The sequence below is a fragment of the Rhodosalinus sp. genome (assembly GCF_041685465.1).
Taxonomy (GTDB): Bacteria; Pseudomonadota; Alphaproteobacteria; order Rhodobacterales; family Rhodobacteraceae; genus Rhodosalinus.
In genome coordinates, this window is sequence record NZ_JAWLFS010000044.1 from 1 (window position 1) to 16121 (window position 16121).

Below are 16121 nucleotides of genomic sequence, written 5' to 3' on the forward strand. Positions count from 1 at the left end.
AGCAGGGCGTTGGTGGCCACCGTGGTGCCCATCCGCACCGTCCCCACCCGCTCGGGCGGGATGGCGCCGGGCGCGGCGTCGAGGAAACGCCGGATGCCCTCGATCGCGGCATCCTCGTAGACGCCCGGGTTCTCCGACAGGAGCTTCATGGCAGAGAGCGCGCCCGAGGGCGCCCGTGCGATCACATCGGTGAAGGTGCCGCCGCGGTCGATCCAGAAATCCCAGCGTCCTGCCTCGTCCATCATCGCCCGCGGCCCCTCGTTCAGCAATTGCCGCCAAATCGTTGACAAAATGTCACCGTCTGGTCAAGCTGTCGGAACCGGGTCAAGGGCGGCGGACCCGGCGCCGTCGAAGCGCCGCCCGGGACAACAGGGACGACGCCCATGACCATTCGTCTTCTTCCGAGCCTTCCGGTCGCGCTCGCCTGCGCGGCGCTGGCCGGCCCCGCCGCGGCCGCGGAGTGGGACATGCCCACGCCCTACGGCGACAGCGTCTTTCACACGCAGAACATCCAGCAGTTCGCCGAGGACGTCGAGGAGGCCACCGACGGCGGAGTGGAGATCACCGTGCACTCGGCCGGCTCGCTCTTCGGCCATCCCGAGATCAAGGACTCCGTGCGCCGCGGGCTCGCGCCGATCGGCGAGGTGCTGATGTCGCGGCTCGCCAACGAGGACCCGATCTTCGCGGTGGACTCGATCCCCTTCCTCGCGTCGAGCTACGAGGAGTCCCGCGCGCTCTGGGCGGCCTCGCGCCCGATGGTGGAAGAAAAGCTCGCGGCGCAGGGGCTGACGCTGCTCTATGCCGTGCCGTGGCCGGGGCAGAGCATCTATACCGAGGAGCCCGTGACCTCGACCGAGGATCTGGAGGGCGCCTCCTTCCGTGCCTACAACGCCGCGACCGAGCGGCTCGCGCAGCTGATGGGCGCGGTGCCGACGCAGCTCGAGACGGGCGACATCCCGACCGCCTTCGCCACCGGCCGGGTGGACGCGATGATCACCTCGCCCTCGACCGGCGTCTCGAGCCAGGCCTGGGACTTCACCAGTCACTACACCGACACGCAGGCATGGCTGCCCAAGAACATGGTGATCGTGAACACCCGGATGTTCGAGGGCCTGCCCGAGGACCAGCGCGACGCGATCCTCGACGCCGCCGCGGAGGCCGAGACCCGCGGCTGGGAGATGTCGCGTGCCGAGACCGAGGACAAGATGGCGACGCTCGAAGAGAACGGCATGACCGTTTCCGAGCCCTCGGAGACGCTGTCCGAACAACTCTCCGAGATCGGCGAGACCATGACCGAGGAATGGCTCGAGGACGCCGGCGCGGAAGGGCAACAGGTGATCGAGGCCTTCGAAGCCGAGATGTAAGCCGCTCGGGCGGGGCCGCATGGCCCCGCCGCCTTGTTTCCTGACATCGGAGAGCCGGGATGCGCCGGATGCTCGACCGCCTTTACGACGGCGCGCTGTGGCTGGCTGCCCTTACCTTTGCGCTGATCGCGGTGCTGGTGCTCGTGCAGATCCTCGGGCGGCTGATCGACCGGGCGGCGCGGGTCATGGATCTGCCGACGCCGGGGATCACGATCCCCTCGCTCGCGGAATTCGGCGCCTTCCTCTTCGCCGGGGCCGTGTTCCTCGGGCTCGCCGGGACGCTTCAGGCGGGGGGGCATGTCCGGGTGAAGCTGCTGATCCGGGTGCTGCCCGACGCGGCGGCGCGCTGGCTGGGCGCAGCGGTGAGCCTCGCGGGTGCGGCGCTCGCTGGATTCGCCACCTGGTCGAGCGCGCTTCAGGCGCTCGACAGCCATCAATTCAATTCCGTCAGCTACGGCGTCGTCCCGATCCCGCTCGCCGTCCCGCAGGGACTCATGACGCTTGGCCTCGCGCTCTTCGCCGTGGCGCTCGTCGATTCCGCGGTCACGCTCGCGCGCGGCGGCACGCCCGCCTACCGCGCCGCCGAGACCCGCACCGAGGAGGCCGAGTGATGGAGATCGCAACCCTCGCGCCGATCCTCGTCGGGGTGCTCTTCGGCGCCCTCGCGCTCGGGCTCTGGGTCGGCTTCGCGCTGATCGCGGTGGGCCTCGTCGCGATGGTGCTCGCCGCGCCGGCGCCGCCGGAGCTCGTCTTCGGCACACGCGTGTGGGGGGGGCTGTCCGTCTGGGACCTGACAGCGCTGCCGATGTTCATCTGGATGGGCGAGATCCTCGTGCGCTCGCGGCTCTCGTCCGACATGTTCGCGGGTCTCGCCCCCTTCACCGCGCGGCTGCCCGGGCGGCTTCTGCATGTCAACGTGCTGGGCTGTGCGCTTTTCGCCGCCGTCTCCGGCTCCAGCGCGGCGACCACCGCCACCATCGGGCGGATGTCGCTGCCGGAACTCCGCGCGCGCGGCTACGACGACCGCATGGCCATCGGCACGCTCGCCGGCGCGGGCACCTTCGGCTTCCTCATCCCGCCGTCGATCATCCTCATCGTCTACGGCGCGGCCACCGAGCAGTCGATCGCGCGGCTCTTCCTCGCGGGGGTGCTGCCGGGGCTGATGCTCGCCGGGCTCTTCGGCGGCTACGTCATGCTCTGGTCGTGGCTCAACAGCGCGCGCATGCCCGCGGCCGAGCCGCCGATCGACCGGCGTGCGGCGCTCGCCGCAGCCTCGCGGCTGCTGCCGGTCGTCGGGCTGATCGTCGCGGTGATCGGGTCCATCTACCTCGGCATCGCCAGCCCGACGGAGGCGGCGGTGATCGGGGTGACCGGTGCGCTGATCCTCGCCGGTGCGACGGGCGCGCTCTCGGTCGCGGGCTTCTTCGACGCGCTGCGCGCGGCGACGGTGACGACCTGCATGATCGCCTTCATCCTGGCCGGCGCGGCCTTTCTCACGGTCGCGATGGGCTACACGGGCATCCCGCGCGAACTGGCCCGCCTGATCGGCGACATGGGCCTGTCACCCTATGCGCTGCTCGCGATGCTCACGCTCTTCTTCATCGTGATGGGGATGTTCCTCGACGGGATCTCGATCGTCGTCCTTACCGTCTCGATCATCCTGCCGATGGTGACCGCGGCCGGCATCGACCCGATCTGGTTCGGCATCTACCTCGTGCTCGTGGTGGAGATGAGCCAGATCACCCCGCCCGTGGGCTTCAACCTCTTCGTCATCCAGACGATCACCGGGCGGGATATCTTCGCCGTCGCGCGCTATGCGCTGCCCTTCTTCCTGATCCTCGTGCTGGCCACCGCGATCCTTGCGCTCTTCCCGCAGATCGCGCTGTGGCTGCCGGGCACGATGCTGTCGCGATGAGCGGGGAGGGGCGCAAGCGTGGCGTCGGGCCGGTCGTCAGCTCGGCGCATCTGGCCGCCTCGGGCCTGCCGGAGCTGTCGGAGGTGGAATATGCGCTGACCATGGCGAACCACGCCTTCCATCGCTGGATCGTGCGCTGCATGGACGCGGCCGGCGCGCCCGGCATGGCGCCGCTCGAGGTGCTGATCCTGCATCTCGTCAACCACCGGGACCGCGCCAAGACGCTCGCCGACATCCGCCTCGTGCTGCACGTCGAGGACGCGCATCTGGTCAGCTACGCGGTGCGGAAACTCTCCGAGCGGGGGCTCGTGCGGACGGCCCGCAAGGGCAAGGAAAAGACGGTGGCGATCACGGCCGAGGGCACGGCGCTCTGCGACCGCTACGGCGAGGTGCGCGAGGCACTGCTGGTGGAACTGGCGCAGGAGACCGGCTTCGCACCCGAGGAGATGTCGCGCCTCGCCGCGCTGCTGCGCGCGATCTCGGGCAGCTACGACCACGCCGCGCGGGCGGCGACGACGCTTTGACCCTCCTCGGCCTCGCGGCCCGGCACGGCCGCTGGCTGCTGATCGCGGGGCTCGCCCTCGGCATCCTGTTCCCCGCGCTGGCCGAGCGCATGGCGGCGACCATCGTGCCCTTCCTCTTCGTGATGCTGACCGTGGCCGCGCTGCGCGAGGGGCCGCGTGCGGCACTGCCGGGGCCGTCGCAACTGCCCCGCGCGCTTGCCGCGACGCTCGTGCTTCAGGGCGCCCTGCCGCTCGGCGCCGGCGCTGTCCTCTGGGCCGCGGGGGCGCTCGACGCGCCGCTCGCCGCGGCGGCGGTGCTCGCGCTCGCCGCGGCGCCGATCACCGGCACGCCCGGCCTCGCCGTGATGTCGGGCGCGGACGCGGGCGCGGCGCTGCGCCAGCTCGCGCTCGGCACGGCGCTCCTGCCGCTGACGGCGGCGCCGGTCTTCGCGCTGCTGCCCGCCTTTCCCGATCCGCTCGCCGTGGCGGCGGGCGCGGCTCGGCTCCTGGCGCTGGTGGCGCTCGCCGGCATCACGGCAGCGGTCCTGCGCCGGGCGGCGCCGCGGCTGACCGCGCCCGCCGCGCGACCCGCGCTCGACGGGGTGATGGCGCTGGCCATGAGCATCGTGGTGATCGGGCTGATGTCGGCGGTGGGCCCCGCGGCGCTGACCGCGCCGGGGGCGCTCCTCGCCGCGCTCGCGCTGGCGCTCGTGCTCTACGCGGCGCAGACGGCGGGCGCGTGGCGGGCGGCGCGCGCGGCGCTGCCGCCGGACGAGGCGCGCGCGCTCGCCATAGCGGCGGGCAACCGCAACCTCGCGCTCTTCCTCGCGGCCGTGCCGCCCGAGACGGCCGCGCCGCTCATGCTCTTCGTGGGCTGCTACCAGATCCCGATGTACCTGACGCCGCTGCTGCTTCCCTGGTTGACGGGCGGTGGCGCGGCGCGGGGCTGAGGCGCGCTCATGCCATGGCGGCGCGCCCGCCGGTCAACGCGCGGCGCATCCGCTTTTCCGTTTCCACCACCGCGAAGAAGAGCACGCCGACCCCGAGGAGCACCAGCGCCTCGCCGGGGGGCAGGCCCTGCGTCCCGAGCACCGCCTGCAGCGGAGGAAAATAGGTCATTGCCCCCTGGAGCGTGACGACGATGAGCACGCAGGCCCAGACGACGCGCGTGGCCCGGAGCGCCGGGAGGCTCAGCGAGTCGCCGTGCAGCGTGCGGATGAAGAAGAGGTAGAGGATTTCGAGCACGACCAGCATGTTGACCGCCATGGTCTGCGCAAGCGGCAGCGCGTGCCCCTGAACCCGCGCGTAGGCGAAGATGCCGAAGACCGCGGCGAGGAAGAGCCCCGAGACGAGCACGATCTGCCAGACGATCCATCCCGGCAGCAGCGGCGCGTCGCGCGGGCGCGGGGGGCGGCCCATCGTGCCCGGCTCGGAGGGTTCGAAGGCCAGCGCGAGCCCCAGTGTCGCGGCCGTCACCAGATTGATCCAGAGGATCTGCACCGGCGTGATCGGCAGCGCCATGCCCGCGATCAGCGCGACGATGATCGTCATCGCCTCGCCGACGTTCGTGGGCAGGGTCCAGGCGATGACCTTGGTGATGTTGTCGTAGACGGTCCGTCCTTCGCGTACCGCCGCGGCGATCGAGGCGAAGTTGTCGTCGGCCAGCACAAGTTCCGAGGCTTCCTTCGCCGCCTCGCTGCCCTTGAGGCCCATCGCGATGCCGGCGTCGGCGCGCTTGAGCGCGGGGGCGTCGTTCACCCCGTCGCCGGTCATCGCCACCGTGAGCCCGCGCGCCTGAAGCGCCGTGACGAGCCGCAGCTTGTGCGCCGGCGAGGTGCGCGCGAAGATATCCGTTCTGGTCGCCGCCTCGGCGAGTTCCGCGTCCTCCATCGCCTCGAGATCGGCCCCGGTGAGCACGCGGTCGGCGTTGCGCAGCCCGATCTGCCCGGCGATGGCGCGGGCCGTGGCGGCGTGGTCCCCGGTGATCATCTTCACCCGGATGCCGGCCGCGTGACAGTCGGCCACCGCCGTGATCGCCTCGGCCCGCGGCGGGTCGATGAGCCCGACAAGCCCGAGGAAGGTGAGGTGCCCGTCGAGGTCCTCCGGCCCCAGTTCGCGTGGTGCGTCGCGCAGCCCGCGCGCAGCGAGCGCGATCACGCGCTGGCCTTGTGCGGCGAGTGCCTCCAGCCGCTCGTGCCACGCCTGCGCGTCGAGCGGGTCGGTCCCGCCGCCCGGTGCGCGCTGGTCGGCGCACATCGCGAGCACCGCCTCGGGGGCGCCCTTGACGTCGATGCGCGCGGTGCCGGCGGTGTCGCGGGTCAGAACGGCCATGTAGCGGTGCGCCGCGTCGAAGGGGATCGCGTCCTCGCGACGCCAGTCCTCGAAAGCCGCCTGCCCCGAGATGCGCCCCGCAAGCGCCTTGAGCGCCCCCTCCATGGGGTCGCCGACGACGCGCCAGCCGGTTTCGCCCGCCCGCAGCTCGGCGTCGTTGCAGAGCGCGGCGGTGCGCGCGATCTCCTCCAGGGGCGCCGCGTCCTCCGGCCCGCGCGGGTGCACGGCGCCTTCGGGCGCGTATCCCTCGCCCTCGACACGGTAATCCCGACCGGCCGCGGCGATCGAGGCGGCCATCATCTCGTTCCGGGTAAGGGTGCCCGTCTTGTCGGTGCAGATCACGGAGACGGCGCCCAGCGTTTCGATCGCCGGCAGGCGCCGGACGATCGCGTTGCGCCGTGCCATCGCCTGCACGCCCACCGCGAGGGTGATCGTCAGAACCGCCGGCAGCCCCTCGGGGATCGCCGCGACCGAAAGCCCGACAACCGCCATGAAAAGGTCGGCGAAGGGCATCCGGAGCACGAAATACCCGTAGCTCAGCAGGCCCAGGGCCACCAGCAGGATGAGGGCCGTCAGCCACCGCGCGAAGACGTCCATCTGCCGGATCAGCGGCGTGGTCAGCGTCCGGACGTCCGAGAGCATGCCGCTGATCCGGCCGATCTGGGTCGCGCCGCCGGTGGCCACGACGACGCCGCGTCCGGTCCCTCCGGCCACCAGCGTGCCGGAAAAGAGCATCGAGTTCCGGTCGCCCAGTGGTGCCTCGGTCGCGGCCGGGGCGGTGCCCTTCTCCACCGGGACCGATTCCCCGGTGAGGATGGCCTCCTCGGCGCGGAGCCCGCGCGCCGCGATCAGGCGCAGATCCGCGGGCGCGCGATCGCCCGGTTCGATGAGCACGATGTCGCCGGGGACGAGCTCGGCCGCGTCGATCCGAACCCGCGCGCCGTCGCGCAGCACGGTCGAGCGTGGCGCGAGCATGGCGCGGATCGCGTCCATCGCCTTCTCGGCGCGGCCCTCCTGCACGAAGCCGATCGCCGCGTTCACGACGACCACGGCGAGGATCACGCCGGTGTCCACCCAGTGGCCGAGCGCCGTCGTCACCGCCGCTGCGCCGAGCAGCACGTAGATCAGCACGTTGTTGAACTGGGCCAGAAACCGCAGCACCGGGCTGCGTCCCGCAGGCGCAGGCAGAGCATTGGGGCCGTGCTGCGCGCGCCGTCGCGCGGCCTCGTCGGTCCCGAGGCCCTCGGGCGACGTGTCGAACGCCTCGAGCACGGCGTCGCCCGGCCGGGCGTGATAGGCGGTCGGTGGCGTGTCGTCGGGCATTGCGGCCTCCGGCTTGGTAAATGATGCTCACCCGAACACCACGGGTATGACAACGCCGTGTCCGTGCCGCGCCCGGTGCGCCGTATCGGCGGGCAGGGCCGTTGGCCCTGCGACGTCGGTCGTCGCTGGCGTGTTGACAACCCCGCCGCGCGGTTCCCAAGAGAGAGCGAACGCGGCCAGGGGCTTCGGGATCCACGATGCGCAACACGACCTACGGTTTGGCGCTGGCGCTGATGCTGGGCTGGCTGCTCTGGATCGGCAAGCCCGTCCTTCTGCCCGTTCTCGCCGCGGTGATCGCGGTCTACGTGCTCTCCACCGCCGCCGCGAGCATGGGGAGGGTGCCCGTCCTCGGCCAGTTGCCGGGGTGGATGCGGCGGACGCTGATCCTGATCGGCTTCGCCGTCGCGGTGAGCCTGCTGTTCGTGCTCGTGATCAACAACATCCTTCAGGTTCTCGCCGCGCTGCCGCGCTACGAATCCAACCTGACCGCGCTCGTGACCCGCTCCGCCGGGCTTCTCGGCATCGAGGACGAGCCGACCTGGGCGAACGTCCGCCGCTTCACCATCGACCGCATCGACGCGGGTGAGCTCGTCACGCCCGCGCTGCTGTCGCTGCAGGGGTTCGGGACGACGCTTTTCCTCGTCGTGCTCTACGCGAGCTTCTTCCTCGCCGAGCGCGGCGTGATGGCGCGCAAGGTGGTGATCGCGATGGGCGGCGAGGACGCGGGCGAGCGGGCGCTGTCGCTGCTCGCCCGGATCAACGAACGGATCGGCGGCTACCTGTTCGTCAAGACCGTGGTCAACGTCATCCTCGGTGCGCTTTCCTTCGCGATCATGTTCGTGCTCGGCATCGAGTTCGCGATCTTCTGGGCGGTCCTGATCGCCTTTCTCAACTACATCCCCTACATCGGCTCGATCATCGGCGTGATCTTTCCCGTCCTGCTCAGCCTCGCGCAGTTCGGCACGCTCTCGATGGCGGGCGTCGTCATGGTCACGCTGACGGCGGCGCAGATGTTCGTGGGCGGCTGGCTGGAGCCCCGGATGATGGGGCGCGCCTTCAACCTGAGCCCGTTCGTGGTGCTGCTCGCCCTCGCCTTCTGGAGTACGCTCTGGGGGCTGCCGGGGGCATTGCTGGCGGTGCCGCTCACGGCGAGCCTCGTGCTCGTGCTCGCCGAGATCCGGGCGACGCGGCCGATCGCCGTGCTTCTGTCGGCGAGCGGCCGGGTCTGAGCGCGGCGTTCCGTCCCGCGTGACCCGGCCCCGGCCGGCGTGCGCCACCGTCGCCGGGGTCCGGCAGGTGCGCCGGGCGGGCCCCTTCGGCTTGCCGGTCTTCCGCCCGCGCATCGGTTCCGGCGCTGGCGGCGCACCGGCATCGCAGCCTGCGCCGCGCGGCCCGGCATGCCGGTGTCACGGCCGCCGCCGGCGCCGCCATTTTGCCCAGCGCCGGCGCACCCGGATGATCGCGGCCGAAATCGGGCCCCGCAGCGGCGGCAGATCGACCGCCAGCAGCAGCAAGCCCATCGGCAGCATCCAGAGCCCGAGGACGGGCAGAAACGACAGCAGGCCCCCCAGCAGAAGCAGCAGGCCCGCCGGCACGCGGACGGGCAACGCCCGCCTGCTCTGTATCGCGCGGATCGCCGGGCGGATCCGGCGGGGGGCGGCGCGTTCCATCGCGTCGAACTGCCGCGCGAGCCGGCGGCGCGCCTTCGCGCGGCGCGTGGAACGATGGCGGGAAACGGGGAGGCGGGGGGTGAACATCGCGCGCTGCCGGGTCGCCGGGCGGCCGCATCGTCCGGCAGGGGTGATCATCAGGGTGCAGCGGCAAGCCCTCGCGGACAAGCCCTCCCGGACAATCCCGCCGCGGTCACTCCGCGTAGAGCATCCGGCGTGTCATGCCGCCGTCGAGGACAAGCACCTCTCCCGTGACGAAGCCCGCCCCGGCGAGGTAGACGACCGCCTCGGCCACGTCTTCGGGACGGCCGACGCGCCCTGCCGGGTGTTGCGCATGATCCCTTTCCGAAAGCCCGGTGTCGTCGGTGATCCAGCCCGGCGCGACGGCGTTGACGCGCACATCCGGCCCGAGGCTCACCGCGAGCGCATGGGTCAAGGCGACCAGCCCGCCCTTGGCGGCGGCGTAGGCCTCGCTGCCGGGTTCCGACATCAAGGCGCGGGTGGAGGCCATGTTGACGATCGAGCCGCCCTTGCGCAGACGCGGCGCCGCCGCCCGCGTCATCAGGAAGGCGCCGGTCAGATGACTGTCGAGCACCCGCTGCCAGTCGGAAAGGGCGAGTTCCGCGATCGGTCCGGTATGGGGATCGGCGATCCCCGCGTTGTTCACGAGCAGATCGAGCGTCTCCCAGCCGAGTGCGTCGAGCGCGCGGGCGACCGACGCCGGGTCGGCGACGTCGCAGGCGACGTGACGTGCCGGCCCCGTGCCCCCGGTCAGGTCGAAGGCGGCGACCTCCCAGCCCTCGGCCGCGAGGCGTGTGCAGATCGCCGTGCCGATCAGGCCGGCGCCGCCCGTGACGATGGCGCGCATCATGCCCCTGCGCTACCCGATCGCGCCCGGCGCGTCCACCGGCGGGCCCACCGGCGGGCCCTGCCGGCGGGCGGGCCGCCGCCGACTTGCCGGCCGTGCGCCCGCTCCCCATATCGCGGAGGATCAGGAGGGAAACGAGACATGACCGGTTACATGCGCACCGCGATCCTGATGGCGGTGATGACGGCGCTCTTCATGGGCGTGGGGTACCTGCTCGCCGGGCCGACGGGCATCGTGCTGGCGCTCGCCCTCGCGGCGGGCATGAACCTGTTCAGCTGGTGGAACTCGGATCGCATGGTGCTGCGGATGCACGGGGCGCGCCCGGCCGAGGGACCGGGGACGGAGGGCCTGCGCCGCATGGTCGCCGACCTCGCCGAGCGCGCCGGGATGCCCGTTCCCAAGGTCTACGTGATCGAGACGGCGCAGCCCAACGCCTTCGCCACCGGGCGCAACCCCGAGAATGCCGCCGTCGCGGTCACCACCGGACTGATGCGGGCTCTCAGCCGCGAGGAAGTGGCGGGCGTGGTCGCCCATGAGCTCGCCCACATCAAGAACCGCGATACGCTCATCATGACGATTACCGCGACCTTCGCCGGCGCGATCTCGATGCTGGCGAACTTCGCGCTTTTCTTCGGCGGGCGGCGGGACAGCCCGCTTGGGCTGATCGGGATCATCGCGATGATGATCGTCGCGCCGCTCGCCGCGGGACTCGTGCAGATGGCGATCAGCCGCGCGCGCGAATACGAGGCCGACCGCATCGGGGCCGAGATCTGCGGCGCGCCGGAGTGGCTGGCCTCCGCGCTCCAGCGCATCGCGGGGCAGGCGGCGCGGATCGACAACAACACCGCCGAACGCAACCCGGCGACGGCACACATGTTCATCATCAACCCGCTGCACGCGCACGGTTACGACAACCTTTTCTCGACCCACCCGAAGACCGAGAACCGGGTCGCCGCGCTCCGCGCCATGGAGGGTGCCGGGCGGCGGCCGACGCCGGTACGCGGTTCCGCGCCCGCCGGCCCCTGGGGCTGAGACGCAGCGGCGCGGGCGCGGGCCCGGCTCAGGGGACGAAGAAGGTCGCCGTCGCGGTGGCCACGGTTTTCCCGGAGGGTTCGGTGATCAAGGTGGCCCGGGCGAAGATCAGCGCCCTGCCGGCGCGCACCACCTCGGCACGGCAGAGCACGGCGTCGCCCGTCCCGGGGCGGAGGAACTGGGTGTCGAGGTTGGTGGTCGCGACCGGGCGCAGGGCGCCGAAATGGGCCGCCGCCGCAATGACCATGGAGGTATCGGCGAGTGCGGCGAGCGCCTGACCCGAGACGATGCCGCCCACGCGCGCGAGCCGCTCGGTGATGGGGATGCGCAGATCGGCCGTGCCGGGGCCGGTGGCGACGACCGTCGGCTCCAGCGCCAGCACCCAGGGCGCGAAACTCTCCTCGAGCCCGCGCTGGGCGGCAGCGGCGTCGAACATGGTCCTCCTCCCTCTCTCCCGGCGCACGCGGCGCCCGGGGGAAGGCGTCGCACCGACCGGGCGCGGGATCAAGGCGGGGGCCGCGGGGCGGCACGGGCGGCGGAGAGACGCCGCGCCGCGAGAGCGGCGTTGCCCCGAAACGCCGCATCTGAAAGAGTGATGGGCAAGCGTTCCCGAAACAGGAGTGTCCATGCCGCTGCGTGCCGTTTTCGCCTCGCTTGCCGTGGTCGCCGCCGGATGCGCGGCGGCGGTGTCCATGCCGGAGCCGCCCGAGGGGCGCGCTCTTTACACCGATTACTGCGCCGCCTGCCACGGACCGGGCGGCGGGGGCGACGGGCCGCTCGCGGACGAGAGCGGCCTCGCGCCGCCGGACCTGACCCGGATCGCGGCGCGCAACGGCGGCGATTTCCCGCGCGCCGAGGTGCTCTCGACCATCGACGGCTACACCCGCGGTGGTGTCGAGGGGCCGCAGATGCCGGAATTCGGTGACCTCCTGATGGGGGAGACGGTGCCGGTCGATACGGGCGATGCGCGCCTCTCGCCGGTGCCGCGCCCGCTCGCCGCGCTGCTCGTCTACATCGAAAGCATCCAGGAGGAGGAGGAGGCATCTTGATCCGCACCGCGCTCGCATTCGCCACGCTCGCCGCGGCCGGACCGGTCGTGGCGCAGGACCCGGAGGCTGGCGAGGCGCTCTACCGCACGCATTGTGCCTCCTGCCACGGGGCCGACGGCGAAGGAAACGGCCCGATGGCGGCGGTTCTCACGCTTCAGCCCACCGACCTCACCGCGCTCGCCGCCGAGAACGACGGCACCTTCCCGACGCTCGAGGCGGTGCGCCGCATCGATGGGCGCGATCCGCTCGTCGCGCACGGCAGCCCGATGCCCGTCTATGGCGATTTCTTCGAGGGAGGCCCGGCCGTCGCGGTCTCTGCGGAATCGGGCCAGCCGGTGATGACGACCGAGCCGGTGGCCGACCTCGTCGCCTGGCTGCGCAGCGTTCAGGACTGACAGTTGGCCGGGACGCTGTCGCCGGCCGACGGCAGGGACGCAAAGACCCGAAAACCGGCCTGAACCCCGCGGACCACGGCGCCGCGCCGGGGCAGCCCGCCTTTGCGGCCGGGTCGCGGCCTGCGGCGCCACGGGCGCTGCCGGGACAAGCCCCGGGGCCGTCCCCGCCATGGGCCCTCAGGGGTGGCAGATCCCCTCCACCTCGACGCCGCGCCATGGCACGATCACGTCCGCCCCCGAAAGCGCACCGTCGAGATCGCCGAGCGGCAGGTCCGCGGCCAGCATCGCACGCAGACGCGCCGTGCGCGGCGCCTCCGGGTCGAGCACGGTGCAGCAGACGTATTCCTCCATGATGGCGCCCTGCTGTTCGTAGCCGAAGTCGAGGAACTCCGCCGTCTCGCTTTCGAAGAGATAGGGATCGGCGGAGCGCATGTGCTCTCCCGCCGCCCGCAGGGGGTGATAGCCCGTCCGTTCGCGGGCCTGCCATTGCCAGACATGGGTGAGCTCATGGGCGAGAAGCATCGCCTCGGCGAGGTACAGCCGCTCGGGGAACTCCGGCAGGAAATCCGGCGCGTAGAGATCGCTGCGGAAGAAGACCCGGTCGAAAAGCGCCACGGCCCCCGGCGAGACCTCGACCGGCTCGCCCACTGCGCCCGGCGGCCAGATACGCTCCCGGCAAGTCGTGCGCGGGCGGGGCGGGCGGACCCAGGTGTAGGCGCCCACGGGCGCGCCATCGTGGAGCCGAACCCGCTCGGTGTCGAGCGCGGAGCCGTGCGTCAGCGCGGCGAAGGCGCGTTCGCCCTCCGTCAGCGGCCGCCCGCAGGCCGCGAGCGCGAGGCAGAAAAGGACGAGAGCGACCCGCATGGGGTGAGGATACGCCTGCGGGAGAGGCGGGCAAGGGGAACCGCGCGGGCCGCCCGCGCCTTCCCCCGGCATGGCCGACGCCGAGCGCACCGTGATCGTCCACGAGACCACCCGCCCGCCGCGCGTGGGCCTCTGGCTCGCCGCGCTCGCCGTCCTGCCCCTCCCGGTCGCCGTGCCGGCGCTCTGGCTGCTGCCCGACGAGGTCGTGCGGGAGGCGGCGCGGCTCTGGGGCGCGGCGCTCACCCTCTTCTTCTCCGGCGTGCGCCGGGGGGTGAGCTTCCGCACCGAGGGCGGCGCGACGCGCGCGCAGGTGGCGGTCTTCGCCTGGCTCTTCGCCGCCGGCCTCGCGGCGCTCCTGCTGCCGCCGGTCCCGGCGCTCTGGCTCCTCGCCGCCGCGCTGGCGAGCCTCGCCCTGCTCGACCCCTGGGCGGCGGAGCGGGGCGAGGTGCCGCTCTGGTTCGCGGGGCTGCGCGCGGTGCAGATGCCGGTGGCGGCCATCGCCCTCGCCGCGCTCGCGCTTCTCTGACCGCGCGGGGACGGGCCATTGACCGGCCGGGGAAACCGCCGCATATGCGGTCGCATGACCGAGCTCGCCCATATCCGCAATTTCTCCATCGTCGCCCACATCGACCACGGGAAATCCACCCTCGCCGACCGGCTGATCCAGCTCACCGGAACGGTGGCCGAGCGCGACATGAAGGAACAGCTCCTCGACGCGATGGAGATCGAGCGCGAGCGCGGCATCACCATCAAGGCCAACACCGTGCGCATCGAGTACCCCGCGCAGGACGGCCATACCTACATCCTCAACCTGATCGACACGCCCGGGCACGTCGACTTCTCCTACGAGGTGAGCCGCTCCATGCAGGCGGTCGAGGGCTCGCTCCTCGTCGTGGACGCGACGCAGGGCGTGGAGGCGCAGACGCTCGCCAACGTCTACCAGGCGATCGACGCCGACCACGAGATCGTGCCGGTGCTCAACAAGATCGACCTGCCCGCCGCCGAGGTCGACCGCGTGAGCGAGCAGATCGAGGAGGTCATCGGCATCGACGCCACCGACGCCGTGCAGATCAGCGCCAAGACCGGCGTCGGTATCCCCGACGTGCTGGAGGCGATCGTGCGCCGCCTGCCGCCCCCGCCGGCGGGGGACGCCACCAAGCCGCTCAAGGCGATGCTGGTCGATTCGAAATACGACCCCTACCTCGGCGTCGTCGTCATCGTGCGGGTCATCGACGGCGTGCTGAAGAAGGGCCAGCGCATCCGCATGATGCGCACGGGCGGCACCTACGACATCGACCGCGTCGGCGTCTACCGCCCGGCGATGGAGAACGTGGGCGAGCTCGGCCCCGGCGAGATCGGCTACATCACCGCCTCCATCAAGCAGGTGCGCGACACCCGCGTGGGCGACACCATCACCACCGAGAAGCACGGCTGCCCCGCGCCGCTGCCCGGCTTCAAGCCGAGCCAGCCGGTCGTCTTCTGCGGCCTCTTCCCCGTGGACAGCGCGCAGTTCGACGACCTGCGCGAGGCGGTGGAGAAGCTCGCGCTGAACGACGCCTCCTTCACCTACGAGGTCGAAAGCTCCGCGGCGCTCGGCTTCGGGTTGCGCTGCGGCTTCCTCGGGCTCCTGCACCTCGAGGTGATCCGCGACCGGGTGGAGCGGGAATACGGGATCGAGCTCATCACCACCGCGCCCTCGGTGGTCTATCACGTCTACATGAAGGACGGGGAGCGGATCGACCTGCACAACCCCGCCGACATGCCCGACCCCTCGCTCGTCGAGCACATCGAGGAGCCGCGGATCAAGGCGACGATCCTCGTGCCCGACGACTTCCTCGGCGAGGTGCTCAAGCTCTGCCAGGACCGGCGCGGCCTCCAGCTCGACCTGACCTACGCCGGCAACCGGGCGATGGTGGTCTACGACCTGCCGCTGAACGAGGTGGTCTTCGACTTCTACGACCGGCTGAAATCGGTCACCCGCGGCTACGCCAGCTTCGACTACGAGATCACCGGCTACCGCGAGGACCGGCTGGTCAAGATGCAGGTGCTCGTCAACGACGAGCCGGTGGACGCGCTCGCCACCATGGTCCACCGCGACCGCGCCGAACAGCGGGGCCGGGCGATGTGCGAGAAGCTCAAGGACCTGATCCCGCGCCACATGTTCAAGATCCCGATCCAGGCGGCGATCGGCGGCAAGGTCATCGCCCGCGAGACGCTCGCCGCCCTGCGCAAGGACGTGACCGCCAAGTGCTACGGCGGCGACGTGACGCGCAAGAAGAAGCTGCTGGAGAAGCAGAAGGCCGGCAAGAAGAAGATGCGCCAGTTCGGCCGCGTCGAGATCCCGCAGGAGGCGTTCATCTCGGCGTTGAAGATGGATGGGTGATGGCGGTTCGGCTGCATCCCCACGCAGCCGCGCGCGCGGCGGAACGCGGCGCCACCGAGGCCGAGGTCGCGGCCACCGTCGAGACGGGTGAGACGATCCCGGCCAAGCACGGGCGCACCGGCTTTCGCCGAAACTTCCCCGGCCCGTGGACGTGGCGCGCGCGGGCTTTCGACACGAAGCAGGTTCTCGTCTATGCTGTGCCGGAGGGCGACGGCTGGCTCGTCATCACCGTGATCGTCAAGTTCCTGGGAGGCCGGGCATGAAGCTGACCTACGATCCCGACGCCAACGTCGCCTACATCCGCCTGCGCGAGCGCGAGGGCGACGTGGAGACGATCGAACTGACCGCCGATTTCCTCGTGGACATCGACGCGACCGGCGCGGTCTGCGGCATCGAACTGCTCAACGCCCGCGACCAGCTTACC

The 16121-nt window shown here is 71.7% G+C and carries 19 protein-coding genes; 13 read left to right on the forward strand and 6 right to left on the reverse strand.

Going from position 1 to position 16121, the window contains the following annotated elements:
* Nucleotides 1-242: hydantoinase/oxoprolinase N-terminal domain-containing protein (locus ACESL7_RS04730; protein ID WP_372891952.1), on the reverse strand; the 242-nt coding region annotated here is incomplete at its 3' end.
* Between the two features lie 141 nt (nucleotides 243-383).
* Between ACESL7_RS04730 and ACESL7_RS04735 the strand changes: the two genes are divergently transcribed.
* The 5 genes from ACESL7_RS04735 (at nucleotide 384) to ACESL7_RS04755 (ending at nucleotide 4732) form a co-directional block, all read left to right on the forward strand.
* Nucleotides 384-1364 (forward strand): TRAP transporter substrate-binding protein, encoded by a 981-nt coding sequence (locus tag ACESL7_RS04735; protein WP_372891954.1) that lies wholly within the window; start codon nucleotides 384-386, stop codon nucleotides 1362-1364.
* A 68-nt stretch (nucleotides 1365-1432) separates the two neighbouring features.
* Nucleotides 1433-1975: a TRAP transporter small permease gene (locus tag ACESL7_RS04740; protein ID WP_372891956.1), complete on the forward strand. Its 543-nt coding sequence runs from the start codon at nucleotides 1433-1435 to the stop codon at nucleotides 1973-1975.
* A complete protein-coding gene (locus ACESL7_RS04745; RefSeq protein WP_372891958.1) occupies nucleotides 1975-3279 on the forward strand; it encodes a TRAP transporter large permease in 1305 nt (434 codons plus the stop codon). The genes ACESL7_RS04740 and ACESL7_RS04745 overlap by 1 nt, the downstream gene beginning before the upstream one ends.
* Entirely contained in the window at nucleotides 3276-3803 is a 528-nt protein-coding gene (locus tag ACESL7_RS04750) for a winged helix DNA-binding protein (protein ID WP_372891960.1), read from the forward strand. The genes ACESL7_RS04745 and ACESL7_RS04750 overlap by 4 nt, the downstream gene beginning before the upstream one ends.
* Nucleotides 3800-4732, forward strand: a complete 933-nt coding sequence (locus tag ACESL7_RS04755; RefSeq protein WP_372891962.1) for a hypothetical protein — start codon at nucleotides 3800-3802, stop codon at nucleotides 4730-4732. The genes ACESL7_RS04750 and ACESL7_RS04755 overlap by 4 nt, the downstream gene beginning before the upstream one ends.
* A 7-nt stretch (nucleotides 4733-4739) precedes the next feature.
* Here ACESL7_RS04755 and ACESL7_RS04760 read toward each other — a convergent pair whose 3' ends face one another.
* Complete coding sequence (locus tag ACESL7_RS04760) at nucleotides 4740-7436, reverse strand: cation-transporting P-type ATPase (protein ID WP_372891964.1); 2697 nt, start codon at nucleotides 7434-7436, stop codon at nucleotides 4740-4742.
* A 197-nt stretch (nucleotides 7437-7633) separates the two neighbouring features.
* On the opposite strand from ACESL7_RS04760, the gene ACESL7_RS04765 reads away from it, so the two are divergent.
* Entirely contained in the window at nucleotides 7634-8665 is a 1032-nt protein-coding gene (locus tag ACESL7_RS04765; RefSeq protein ID WP_372891966.1) for an AI-2E family transporter, read from the forward strand.
* Nucleotides 8666-8842: 177 nt separating this feature from the next.
* Here the strand turns inward: ACESL7_RS04765 and ACESL7_RS04770 are convergent, their stop codons facing one another.
* Both ACESL7_RS04770 and ACESL7_RS04775 read right to left on the reverse strand, forming a co-directional pair.
* Nucleotides 8843-9106, reverse strand: coding sequence for a hypothetical protein (locus ACESL7_RS04770; protein WP_372891968.1), 264 nt, complete (start codon nucleotides 9104-9106; stop codon nucleotides 8843-8845).
* 193 nt (nucleotides 9107-9299) lie between these two features.
* The gene (locus ACESL7_RS04775) at nucleotides 9300-9977 is read right to left on the reverse strand and encodes an SDR family oxidoreductase (RefSeq protein ID WP_372891970.1); all 678 of its coding nucleotides are present in this window, start codon (nucleotides 9975-9977) and stop codon (nucleotides 9300-9302) included.
* 138 nt (nucleotides 9978-10115) lie between these two features.
* Between ACESL7_RS04775 and htpX the strand changes: the two genes are divergently transcribed.
* The gene (htpX, locus tag ACESL7_RS04780; protein WP_372891972.1) at nucleotides 10116-11006 is read left to right on the forward strand and encodes a zinc metalloprotease HtpX; all 891 of its coding nucleotides are present in this window, start codon (nucleotides 10116-10118) and stop codon (nucleotides 11004-11006) included.
* Between the two features lie 28 nt (nucleotides 11007-11034).
* On the opposite strand, the gene ACESL7_RS04785 is transcribed toward htpX, so the two are convergent.
* Complete coding sequence (locus tag ACESL7_RS04785) at nucleotides 11035-11442, reverse strand: PaaI family thioesterase (protein ID WP_372891974.1); 408 nt, start codon at nucleotides 11440-11442, stop codon at nucleotides 11035-11037.
* Between the two features lie 190 nt (nucleotides 11443-11632).
* Between ACESL7_RS04785 and ACESL7_RS04790 the strand changes: the two genes are divergently transcribed.
* Both ACESL7_RS04790 and ACESL7_RS04795 read left to right on the forward strand, forming a co-directional pair.
* Nucleotides 11633-12055, forward strand: a complete 423-nt coding sequence (locus tag ACESL7_RS04790; RefSeq protein WP_372891976.1) for a c-type cytochrome — start codon at nucleotides 11633-11635, stop codon at nucleotides 12053-12055.
* Nucleotides 12052-12450 (forward strand): c-type cytochrome, encoded by a 399-nt coding sequence (locus ACESL7_RS04795; protein ID WP_372891978.1) that lies wholly within the window; start codon nucleotides 12052-12054, stop codon nucleotides 12448-12450. Before ACESL7_RS04790 ends, ACESL7_RS04795 begins: the two co-directional genes overlap by 4 nt.
* A 177-nt stretch (nucleotides 12451-12627) precedes the next feature.
* On the opposite strand, the gene ACESL7_RS04800 is transcribed toward ACESL7_RS04795, so the two are convergent.
* Entirely contained in the window at nucleotides 12628-13314 is a 687-nt protein-coding gene (locus ACESL7_RS04800) for a hypothetical protein (protein WP_372891980.1), read from the reverse strand.
* 70 nt (nucleotides 13315-13384) lie between these two features.
* Between ACESL7_RS04800 and ACESL7_RS04805 the strand changes: the two genes are divergently transcribed.
* The 4 genes from ACESL7_RS04805 to ACESL7_RS04820 all read left to right on the forward strand — a co-directional run.
* Nucleotides 13385-13840, forward strand: a complete 456-nt coding sequence (locus ACESL7_RS04805; protein WP_372891982.1) for a hypothetical protein — start codon at nucleotides 13385-13387, stop codon at nucleotides 13838-13840.
* Nucleotides 13841-13894: 54 nt separating this feature from the next.
* Nucleotides 13895-15697, forward strand: coding sequence for a translation elongation factor 4 (gene lepA / locus ACESL7_RS04810; RefSeq protein WP_372891984.1), 1803 nt, complete (start codon nucleotides 13895-13897; stop codon nucleotides 15695-15697).
* On the forward strand, nucleotides 15697-15960 hold the full coding sequence (locus ACESL7_RS04815) for a DUF4258 domain-containing protein (RefSeq protein ID WP_372891986.1): 264 nt from the start codon (nucleotides 15697-15699) through the stop codon (nucleotides 15958-15960). The genes lepA and ACESL7_RS04815 overlap by 1 nt, the downstream gene beginning before the upstream one ends.
* Nucleotides 15957-16121: DUF2283 domain-containing protein (locus ACESL7_RS04820; protein ID WP_372891988.1), on the forward strand; the 165-nt coding region annotated here is incomplete at its 3' end. The genes ACESL7_RS04815 and ACESL7_RS04820, both read left to right, overlap by 4 nt.

Excerpts from the sequence above, each read along its gene's own strand:
- ACESL7_RS04785 (WP_372891974.1), bottom strand. The coding sequence starts at position 11,442 with ATGTTCGACGCCGCTGCCGCCCAGCGCGGGCTCGAGGAGAGTTTCGCG.
- ACESL7_RS04775 (WP_372891970.1), bottom strand. The coding sequence starts at position 9,977 with ATGATGCGCGCCATCGTCACGGGCGGCGCCGGCCTGATCGGCACGGCG.
- ACESL7_RS04805 (WP_372891982.1), top strand. The coding sequence starts at position 13,385 with ATGGCCGACGCCGAGCGCACCGTGATCGTCCACGAGACCACCCGCCCG.
- ACESL7_RS04790 (WP_372891976.1), top strand. The coding sequence starts at position 11,633 with ATGCCGCTGCGTGCCGTTTTCGCCTCGCTTGCCGTGGTCGCCGCCGGA.
- ACESL7_RS04770 (WP_372891968.1), bottom strand. The coding sequence starts at position 9,106 with ATGGAACGCGCCGCCCCCCGCCGGATCCGCCCGGCGATCCGCGCGATA.
- ACESL7_RS04745 (WP_372891958.1), top strand. The coding sequence starts at position 1,975 with ATGGAGATCGCAACCCTCGCGCCGATCCTCGTCGGGGTGCTCTTCGGC.
- ACESL7_RS04815 (WP_372891986.1), top strand. The coding sequence starts at position 15,697 with ATGGCGGTTCGGCTGCATCCCCACGCAGCCGCGCGCGCGGCGGAACGC.
- ACESL7_RS04760 (WP_372891964.1), bottom strand. The coding sequence starts at position 7,436 with ATGCCCGACGACACGCCACCGACCGCCTATCACGCCCGGCCGGGCGAC.
- ACESL7_RS04765 (WP_372891966.1), top strand. The coding sequence starts at position 7,634 with ATGCGCAACACGACCTACGGTTTGGCGCTGGCGCTGATGCTGGGCTGG.
- ACESL7_RS04800 (WP_372891980.1), bottom strand. The coding sequence starts at position 13,314 with ATGCGGGTCGCTCTCGTCCTTTTCTGCCTCGCGCTCGCGGCCTGCGGG.
- ACESL7_RS04740 (WP_372891956.1), top strand. The coding sequence starts at position 1,433 with ATGCTCGACCGCCTTTACGACGGCGCGCTGTGGCTGGCTGCCCTTACC.
- htpX (WP_372891972.1), top strand. The coding sequence starts at position 10,116 with ATGACCGGTTACATGCGCACCGCGATCCTGATGGCGGTGATGACGGCG.
- ACESL7_RS04735 (WP_372891954.1), top strand. The coding sequence starts at position 384 with ATGACCATTCGTCTTCTTCCGAGCCTTCCGGTCGCGCTCGCCTGCGCG.
- ACESL7_RS04750 (WP_372891960.1), top strand. The coding sequence starts at position 3,276 with ATGAGCGGGGAGGGGCGCAAGCGTGGCGTCGGGCCGGTCGTCAGCTCG.
- lepA (WP_372891984.1), top strand. The coding sequence starts at position 13,895 with ATGACCGAGCTCGCCCATATCCGCAATTTCTCCATCGTCGCCCACATC.